We start from the raw sequence: 8,461 nt of genomic DNA, 5'->3' as shown, positions 1-8,461 counted from the left end.
TATTTATTAAAAGGTTATGTTAAAAACTTCTGTTCAAGCCATGAATTCATAAAAACCTTGTCTGGATCATAGTACTCACGAATTTGTAGAAAGCGGTCCATTTGAGGGTATAGCGCTTTGAGTTCAGCGCTATTTAACTTATTGACTTTTCCCCAATGCGGGCGACCTTGCCACTTTTTCATATAGTCATAAACCCATTGAAATAAAGGCTCGCAGTCCATGCCTTTATAGACGTGAAATGATAATACGGCGCAATCCACACCTTGAGTGGGACTGAGCATACCTGTTTCACCCTTATGGGTTCTTACTTCTATCGGAAAGTGGGAGTTCTTATTATTTATTAATAAAATGTCATTAACTTCTTTAATGCATGCTTCAAAATCAGAAAGTTTGATAAAGTACTCGGTTTCGTTAAATTTTACCCCACGTGGCGTTGGAAATACTTCATAGCAGTATCCTTCTCTAAAGGTATTAGGAATAGAATTTGCCGAGATTTGACTTACCAATTTGGTCCATTTTGGATTAAAACGTGCCATCTCTGACAACAAGTAAAAGGCCCCATTGAGCATTACTATACTTTCAAAGTTATCTTTTATTTTTTGGCCCCGTTTCATTGCTTTATGCGGTATTACTGTTAAAGTTTTTTGTTGCAGTTTATTGGTGCCAGGAAACAAAAACCATTCCATATGACGATGAGATTGGGCCATATAATGAAAATTTGCCAGTCCTTGCTCAAATTCAAGCCTTTCATTTGACTCTTTTAGCCCATACAACGCTACTACCTTAAGGGTTAACTTGGTAAATATACCTAACATACCAAGACTAGCATGAAGGGCATTGCCTAATTCATCGGTTTTAGGATCACCTCGATCCTGCGTATGCAGCTCTCCCTTACCATCGACCCATTCCCAAGCGACCACCTGATTTGCAACCGACCCTAAAGTAATGCCGGTTCCATGGGTGGCTGTAGAGGCAGCGCCAGCGATAGTTTGAGCTTGTACATCCCCCATATTCTCTAAGGCAAGACCATGCTCTCTCAAAGCATCTCCAATTTCATGTAGATAAGTCCCAGCGTATAATGTGACCAATTGTTCCTCTTTATCCACCGAAATAAGTCCTCGCATATTGTGCAAACTAATCGCAATCTCTTCAGGCTTGGCGCACCCACTAAATGAGTGAGCCGCTCCAGTAACCCGAATACGTTTTTTTGCAAGACGTGCCTGCTTAACTATTAGCTGTATTTCTTCAATCGAAGAAGGCGTTAATTTGTTTTCAGGCTGTGCTTTTACGTAACCTACCCAGTTCTCCCACTTAGCATTACCCTGCCACTGTTTTAATGAAAACATTTTCCCTCTCCTCGATAGGTGGTCATAGTGCGTACGTTTTTATCTGAACTATCCTTATTAGTTTGGCGGTAGCAACTTAACTCATTAAAATGCTCACATAGCTCACCGGCTTTAGCATGTCGACACCAGATAGCGTCTCCAATTTTCGCAGCAGTGCCATTTTTTAGTAAACTTGAATGTATCGCAAATGGGGTTTGTACTTCCCCAAATCCCTCATCTGTTAAAATTGATAGGCCATCTGGATAATGGATTACAGGATCCTTATCAATGCCATTTGCACCAGAAGCAATAAAGCCCCCACCTTGACAAGTAATCACCCCTTTTTCGGGTTGGCGAGTTACCGGTAATACAAAACCTGCAGCTGGCTTAAACTCATGCATAGTATCCATATAATCAAAATACGCTGGCTTATAATAGGCGGAGCCAACAGTGATCTCAGTAATTTCAGGCTGCGATGACGTAAAGTCCATACTGCCACTACCACCGCCATTGACTATGCTTAGATTAAAACCTTGATTATTTAGCCAGTTGACCAATGAACCACGGCGCTGAGAAACTTGCTTTTGAGAATGTTTTTTTAACATCCGTATAGCAGGCGCTAACAGTGTTTTACCTGGTAAATGTTCAGGCAAGCCAGCTATCTGAGCCTCATAACCCATCAAAGCTGTAACTTTGACATGTGGACATTGCTTTATGAATTTTAGTAGCTTTTTAAGGTCTTTCTTATTCATTAAAGAAGATCTTTTAGTGCCGAAATAAAGCTTTGGAATAGGCATCGACATATTTATATCAATACAAATTTTGACCTCTTCATCATAAATGGCTGCTATTTGATTTAAAGCCTTTACATGCTCGGGACGATCCACCATCCAAACCATCGTTGATCCCTGCTTGGTATAAACAAAGGTTTTTGACACATTATCTATATCTAAGGTGGGATAGGCGCAAATAATATTACTAAAACCGTTTTGAAGTAGGTATAGCGATTCATCTGCCGCATAGGACATTACACCAATATAGTGCGGCGAGCGCTCTTTAATATAATTTAGGACATCAAGGGAGCGAATAGATTTGGTGGCCAGTCGTAAATTTATAGACTTGGTTTTGTTATTAACCAGTTTAATATTATGGTCCAATGCGTCAAGATCTAACCATGCTGAAGGCACTGTAGGAGCATTAATTCTATCAAAATCCATTTTGATTTCCTTTTTGTTTAACTAATAACCAATCATAATCTCTATCTTAGCATAGCGTATAACCGCAAATCAGGCAAAAAAAATGACAGAGCCATTTTATAGCTCTGCCAATCTTATGACTATTCATTTAATAAGGTCTAAAGAACATCGAGGACAGTGTTTACCTATCCCATCTTATCTTAGCCAATCCTATACTTTATTAGTTTATTACAAGCTTACTCTAAGTCTCTAAAGTGTTCTTGGATATAAGCTTGTCCCTCAACATCTAAGCATTCAGCCATATTACGGCTCCACTTTGGATTGCGATCTTTGTCTATTAACAGCGCTCTTACCCCTTCGCTAAAGTCAGGATATTTAATACAGTGCAGAGCAACATTCGTCTCTAAGGCCATGATTTCAGTTAATGATAAACAACCCGCACGCTGATACATTTCATAGGTAATGGCTTTGGTTACAGGACAGCCGTAGCGATAATTAGTCAATGCAGATTGAAACCACGGATCTTTGAATAACTCAGGGCAAAACTTTAATAGCTCATCATCTGACATTAATATTTCATCAATCTTATCCAAGCCGCCTGAATTCATTAAGCTTTGTATAGATGATAAGTATTTTGCAATATTACTGGGCTTAAAGTCAGTATTTTTGATAGATGCCATACTGCATTGGTTTAAGGCCTTAGTAACAATATTATGCAGCTTTAAACTCTGATATTGCTTTTGTTTTAAGTCAACCACCTTACTCCAGTCGGCGTCAGTCAAACATTCAATCACTTTTTCAAAGTCTTGGCTGTTCATTCTAAAGTCGGCCAAGTTGCATAGTAGCGCATCATTGGCATTGGCATCGGCGCCCGTTAATCCCATAAACAGACCGGACTGGGCAGGATAACGCTGTAAAAACCAACTTCCTGTCGCATCAGGAAAAAGGCCAATATTAACTTCAGGCATGGCCGCTCTTGTGGTTTCAGTAACTATACGGTGGCTACTACTGCTCAGTATGCCCATTCCTCCACCCATTATAATACCACTGCCCCAAGCTATAATGGGTTTAAGATACCCATGCATTTGGGTATCTAGACGATACTCACTATCAAAGAAATCTATCGCTTCTTTAGGTGCAATACCCTCCCCATCCCATTGTAGCCGAGCTTCGTACAACTGACGGATATCACCTCCAGCAGCTAAGGCTCGCTCGCCTGCACCACGCAGCACAATAGCCACAATACTGTCGTCAGTTTCCCAAGCACTCAGTTGATTGCTGATTTGTTGGCACATAGAGGTGGTCAATGCATTCAAAGATTTTGGTCTATTCAAAACCACTTGACCTACGGTTAGGCCATGATTTATATCAATGGTTTCAAATAATACTTCTGCTGTGTCTAATGTCGAATTTATAGCAGCCTTATCTTGTTCTATTATTGGATTTGTTTTGACATTACTGTGGTTGTCTTTCATAACTATATTTGCCCTAGTTCTATTATAGTTGCCCCTTCCATTATCGCTACCCACTCTAATGAAAAAAAGTGCCTATACTAGCATATAGATTTTTATATAAAAAGTCATAGCATTAACATGCCACGCCTTTCAAAATTATCAATGTATGAAGGTATAACTTTTGAGTAGAGATTTAAAATTAGACTGTTTTAAATCACTTTTTTTGGCATTTATTGATATGCAACTTTACTTAACTAAAGTTCAATGCAAGTAGATAGCTTAGTTTTTTTTATAAGCTTGATAGACAGCATGGGCAATTGCAAATACTGTGAATAAAATCAAGATGGGATATATAAATAGTAAATCGATACGGATATTGAACTCATTATTATTAGCTCTTTGAAAGAATATAAAATACTCCCAAATTCCATAGCAGAACCAAGCAAGTGCAGCAATTTTAACAAAAAGATGATTACGCCAGAATCCTATCAGCAATAATATAGTGGTAATAATAAATGCAATATAAGGGTAGTCTATCATTACACTCATAGATTCAAGCATATTCATTTGAAACGCCTTATAAATCAAATAAACCATTTTAAATACGAATTATGAACTATTGATTAATATGTATCGCAAGTTTAAACATTTACGAGAAGCTTGCTGAATATGTCAAACATTAAAAAGAGCTTTCTAAGAGACCTTTATTCTCTTAAAAAGCTCGATCAACAAGGCTCGATCAACACTGCAATACCTTTAATTAGCTATTTTCTGCAGTAGTTACGGGTATCTCTAATGACCGCATAAGCGTTAGTTAGCACTATGATTGGCGTAAATCTCGCGCATTACTTTTTTATCATGTTTACCCACAGATGTTTTTGGCAAGGCTTCAACTATTTTATAATATTCCGGAATACCATACTTCGGAATCAATCCTTTTTCAGCTGCTTGCTCTGTCAATGCGATAATGTCTTTAGGGTTGGTATCCTCAAAGCCAGATCTAAATACCATTACTGCTAACGGGCGCTCACTCCACTTTTCATCTGGAATACCCACTACAGCTACATCAGCCACAGCAGGATGTAGAGATAAAATGGTTTCAATCTCTAATGATGATATCCATTCGCCCCCAGTCTTAATCACATCCTTTAACCGATCTGATATTTGTAGCCAACCGTCTGCTCGAATTGAAGCAATATCTTGAGTATGCATATAACCGCCTTCCCAAAGCTCATCACCCGCATCAGAATTTTTGGCATAGCTTTGAGTTAACCACGGCGCTCTTACAACCAATTCACCTACTTCAGCACCATCATTTGCCAATAATTTACCTGTATCATCCCACAACTGGTTTTCAACCATAATCACAGGCTTGCCGCTTAAGCAACGACGTTTTACGTCATCCTTAAGATCCATATCCGCCTCATTGCTTTTAAACTCCGTGACACTTATAAGAGGCCCTGTCTCCGACATACCGTAACCTGTAAAGATTTCAATACCACTTGATAAAGCATTGGTAGCAAGTCCCTCGGTTAGCCGTGTGCCACCAGTAAGCATTTTCAAACCATTAAATTTCTTACCCTCTTTTTGAGCTTGATCGAGTATCATTTGTACGATGGTAGGCACACAGTGAGTTAAGGTTACTTTCTCAGTTTCCATAAGATGGATTAATTTGTCAGGGCTATAACGTCCAGGATACACCTGCTTAAGTCCTAACATAGTCACCATATAAGGAAACCCCCATGCCATTGCATGAAACATTGGGGTCATCGGCATATAAACATCGCCGAGCACTACCCCTTGTTTTTGAGGTAAAGTACCTAAAGTTGACGCTACAGCCATGGTATGTAATACAAGCTGGCGATGGCTATAAAACACCCCTTTTGGATTACCCGTAGTGCCTGAAGTATAGAAAGTTACTGCAATAGCATTTTCATCAAAATCTTCAAAATAAAAGTCATCACTTGCTTTGTCTAATAATGTTTCGTATTCCCCTACTACCAGCGACTGTCTTTCAGGCATAACGTCTTCGCATTTCACCCCATCGTCATCCAGCCAAATGATATGTTGAATAGAAGAGTTATCAAACTGATAATCCTTTACCATCGGTGCAAATTCTGAGTTTAGTAATAGAACTTTGGGTTTAGCGTGATTAATGGTGTACAGTATTTTTTCAGGCGACAGACGAATATTGACAGTTTGCAATACGTATTGTGACATTGGAACCGCAAAGTACGACTCTAAAAATCTTGGCGTATCCCAATCCATAACCGATATGACATCGCCCTTCTCCAGATTAAGAGCTTTTAATACATTCGCTAATTTTGCAATCCTTTTAAAAAACTGCTTATAGGTCATGCGCGCTTTATCAGAAAAAACTATTTCTTCCTCATTGGCGGTCATTCTTGATCGGTCAAGTAGGTGTTTAATAATTAGAGGAAAGTTATGAGCTTGCTCTGCGGAGGGGTAATTTTGAGTCATGATATAGTCCTTTATAAGATTATTATAATTTAGCCACTTAAATCCATTTAAGTACAATTTATAATAGTAAAATTCTAAAGCCATGTAAACCAAAAGCTCAATTAATAACTCTCATTGCTTAAGACTAAATAATCTCATAAAAACTAGGCAGCGTATTATGAATACACTGCCCAATATTGAATCTATTTAGCTAAAGCTAATCCGTTTTTAAATCCGTTTTTAAACGATAAGCTATATGGAAGTTTGACCCGTAAATTGCTCACGCATTAGCTTTTTATCATGTTTGCCAACTGAAGTTTTTGGCAAGTCATCGACTATTTTGTAATACTCAGGTACCCCATATTTAGGAATCATACCTTTTTCAGCTGCTTTTTCGGCTATGGCTTTGATGTCCTCAATCGATACGTCCTGACAATTTGGCTTCAACACAATTGCAGCCAATGGACGCTCTCCCCATTTCTCATCTTTCACGCCTATAACTGCGACGTCTGCAACAGCAGGATGCAAAGATAAAATGGTCTCAATTTCTAAGGAAGATATCCATTCGCCGCCTGATTTAATTACATCTTTGAGGCGATCAGTAATTTTTAAGGTTCCATCTTCAGTCATATAAGCTATATCTTGGGTGTGCATATAGCCTCCCTGCCATAGCTCTTCACCCGCGTCAGCATTCTTAAAATAGCTTTGGGTTAGCCATGGTGCACGTAACACCAGCTCACCAGTCTGCTTGCCATCTTGTGGCATAGCTTTACATTCGCCATCCCAAATTTTAGCATCAACCATCATCACAGGCTTACCTGTTAAACTACGACGTTTTGCATCTTCATCAATACTCATTTCAGGATCATCTGCTCTAAACTCAGTCAATCCAATTAATGGCGCTGTTTCAGACATACCATAACCGGTGTAGACTTCAATACCTGATGCCAACGAAGTCTTAGCCAAACCTTCAGTAAGACTTGAGCCACCGACAACCATTTTAAGGCCATTAAATGTATAACCTTCACTTTCAGCCTGCTTTAATAGCATTTGTAAAATAGTAGGTACACAATGGGTAATGGTTACTTTCTCTTCTTTGATGAGCTTAATTAATGCATCTGGCGCATAGCGACCTGGATAAACTTGCTTTAAACCAATCATAGTAGCAGTATAAGGAAAACCCCATGCCAAAACATGGAACATTGGTGTTATCGGCATATAGACATCGCCAAGTACCAATCCTTGCTTTTGCGGTAATACACCTAAAGTCGCAGCCTCCGCTAACGCATGTAATACTAACTGGCGATGACTGAAGAAAACCCCTTTAGGATTTCCGGTAGTACCTGAAGTATAGAATGTGGTGGCAATTGTGTTTTCATCAAAATCTTGAAACTCAAACTCATCACTTGCATCTGCCAATAGCGCTTCATATTCACCTAATAAGCGAGATTGGTTCACACCAAATACACCCTCACTACTTACTCCATTATCATCTAGCCAAATAATATGCTCAATGCTTGAGTTTTCAAACTGATAGTCTTTAACCATAGGCGCAAACTCAGAGTTTAATAATAAAACCTTTGGCTTGGCATGATTGATTGTGTACAGTACCTTGTCAGGAGACAGACGAACATTAACAGTTTGTAGTACATACTGTGACATAGGAATCGCAAAGTATGATTCCAAAAAGCGGTGACTGTCCCAGTCCATAACCGCAACCACGTCCCCTTTGTCTAAATTTAGACCCTCTAACACGTTAGCAAGTTTTGCTATACGCGAGAATAATTCGTTATAGGTCATGCGCATTTTATCGGCATAAACGATTTCTTGGTGTTGTGAGGTAACTTTTGAGCGGTTTAATAACTGTTTGATAATCAGTGGAAAATGATAAGCTTGAGGAGCAGCAGTGTAATGATTGGCCATGAAATAGTCCGTTATTGTTTTATGTGAAAATAAAATACGCCATTTATGACGTCTTTTCAATCTTTAGCAATTTGAATCTTTAGCAATTTGAATCTTTAGCAAT

6 protein-coding genes are annotated in these 8,461 nt (G+C 38.9%); all 6 read right to left on the bottom strand.

The window, feature by feature from the left end:
- Positions 1-14 precede the first annotated feature (14 nt).
- The gene (locus QZ265_RS08290) at positions 15-1,346 is read right to left on the bottom strand and encodes a D-arabinono-1,4-lactone oxidase (RefSeq protein WP_296405214.1); all 1,332 of its coding nucleotides are present in this window, start codon (positions 1,344-1,346) and stop codon (positions 15-17) included.
- Positions 1,334-2,542, bottom strand: a complete 1,209-nt coding sequence (locus tag QZ265_RS08285; protein ID WP_296405212.1) for an alanine racemase — start codon at positions 2,540-2,542, stop codon at positions 1,334-1,336. The genes QZ265_RS08290 and QZ265_RS08285 overlap by 13 nt, the downstream gene beginning before the upstream one ends.
- A gap of 215 nt (positions 2,543-2,757) precedes the next feature.
- Positions 2,758-3,996 carry an enoyl-CoA hydratase/isomerase family protein gene (locus QZ265_RS08280; protein ID WP_296405210.1) on the bottom strand — a complete coding sequence of 413 codons (1,239 nt, stop codon included), beginning with the start codon at positions 3,994-3,996 and terminating at the stop codon, positions 2,758-2,760.
- A gap of 258 nt (positions 3,997-4,254) precedes the next feature.
- A complete protein-coding gene (locus QZ265_RS08275) occupies positions 4,255-4,542 on the bottom strand; it encodes a hypothetical protein (protein ID WP_296405208.1) in 288 nt (95 codons plus the stop codon).
- A gap of 243 nt (positions 4,543-4,785) precedes the next feature.
- Positions 4,786-6,456 carry a fatty acid--CoA ligase gene (locus QZ265_RS08270; RefSeq protein ID WP_296405206.1) on the bottom strand — a complete coding sequence of 557 codons (1,671 nt, stop codon included), beginning with the start codon at positions 6,454-6,456 and terminating at the stop codon, positions 4,786-4,788.
- Between the two features lie 231 nt (positions 6,457-6,687).
- Positions 6,688-8,358, bottom strand: coding sequence for a fatty acid--CoA ligase (locus QZ265_RS08265; protein ID WP_296405204.1), 1,671 nt, complete (start codon positions 8,356-8,358; stop codon positions 6,688-6,690).
- Positions 8,359-8,461: the final 103 nt, after the last annotated feature.

The sequence above is a fragment of the Psychrobacter sp. genome (assembly GCF_018260395.1).
Classification (GTDB): Bacteria; Pseudomonadota; Gammaproteobacteria; order Pseudomonadales; family Moraxellaceae; genus Psychrobacter.
The sequence above is the reverse complement of the archived record's forward strand: the minus strand, read 5'-3'. Positions and strand labels throughout refer to the sequence as shown.